Source organism: Aquitalea palustris, assembly GCF_003693445.1.
GTDB lineage: Bacteria > Pseudomonadota > Gammaproteobacteria > Burkholderiales > Chromobacteriaceae > Aquitalea > Aquitalea palustris.
The window spans coordinates 1-1,450 of sequence record NZ_RFAR01000158.1; the positions used below are offsets into that span (position 1 = coordinate 1).

The following is a 1,450-nucleotide window of genomic DNA, read 5'->3' on the forward strand; positions in this document are numbered from 1 at the left end:
CCAACCCGGCCAACCTGTCCGGCCTGACCGACGGCAGCGTCAGCGTCAGCGCCAGTGTTAGCGACAAGGCCGGCAATACGGCTAACGCCAGTGCGGCCGAAGGCAAGACTGCCACCTTGCCGGATGCACCGGTGGTCAGCTTCCTGTCGAATGGCTTGACCAGCCAGTACTACAACGTGAACGACAGCAAGATATCCAGCCCGCCTAGCGGCTCCACGTCCTTGAGCGTGGTGCAGGCCGACCTGCAGACGCTGAAGGCAGCTGCCACCTTTATCGCCACCAATCTGAACTATGGCGATGTGGGCGGGGTATGGCATGGCACAACCGAGTTCTCAAATAACCTGGGGGCGACCGGCAACCTGTCTACCTTCCTGGGCAGCAATGCCACCAATCTGCAGCTAAACAGCAATTACACAAGTACCACGCAGTCGATCATCCAGATGAGCGGTGCCTTCAGCGCAGCAGCTGGCACTTACTATCTGAACGTAAATGCCGATGATGGCTATCAGATCGTGATCGATGGCCAGATCGTGTCCTCGATGACTGGCATCCAGTCGCAGAATGCGGCACCGGCCTCGGTGACTCTGGCTGCAACGGCGGGCAACCTGCATACCATCCAGATCCTGTACTGGGATCAGGGTGGCAATGCGGTGTTCCAGGCGGCCTTGTCCACCCAGCAGCTGGGCAATACGGCAACGACAGGTGTGCAGACCATCAGCCTGACCACCAACAACACCCTGACCGCGACCGTGACGCTGGATAGTACGGACCAGACCGATCTGAGCAAGGGTGGGGCGGTGACGATCAGCAGCAATACCGGCACCAATGTCACGCTGCACCTCAGTGGCAGCAATCTGGTGGACTCCAGCGGCACGGTATACACCTACCAGAACGGCGTGATCTACCTGCCGGTGGTGGAACCCAGCACCGGCCAGACACTGACGGTGACCGCCACGGTCAGCGATGTGTACGGCAATGTTTCCAATCCGGGCAGCGGCAGCTATGCGCTGCCGACTACACCGCCGGTCAGCATTGTTGCCGACGCCAACCACGACGGCTATCTGAATGCCGCCGAGGTGACGGCGGCCGGCAGCACGATTAGTTCGACGGTGCAGCTTGACCCGGCGCTGATCAGCGCAGGTGGCAGTGCCAGCATCGTGGTGGTGGATGCCGGTACCACGACAACGCTGCAAGTGGGTTCCGGCGGTACGGTAACCGGGGCTGCCAATAATGTCTCTGGCAGCTACAACGCCACCACCGGCCTGCTCACTCTGACCATGAATGCGCCGGGTGATGGCAAGGCGGTCAGTGTGACGGCTACGCAGACCGACCACTACGGCATCACTTCGTCCAATGGCGCTGCGGCAGCCACCGAGGACATCACCGGCCCGTCGGCACCGACCGTGGTGATTGCCACCGATGCCAACAACGACGGCTACATCAACAAGGC

General features: G+C 61.1%; 1 protein-coding gene. It reads left to right on the forward strand.

Going from position 1 to position 1,450, the window contains the following annotated elements; all coding sequences use genetic code 11:
* Positions 1–1,450: PA14 domain-containing protein (locus EAY64_RS20125; protein ID WP_147456261.1), on the forward strand; the 1,450-nt coding region annotated here is incomplete at both ends.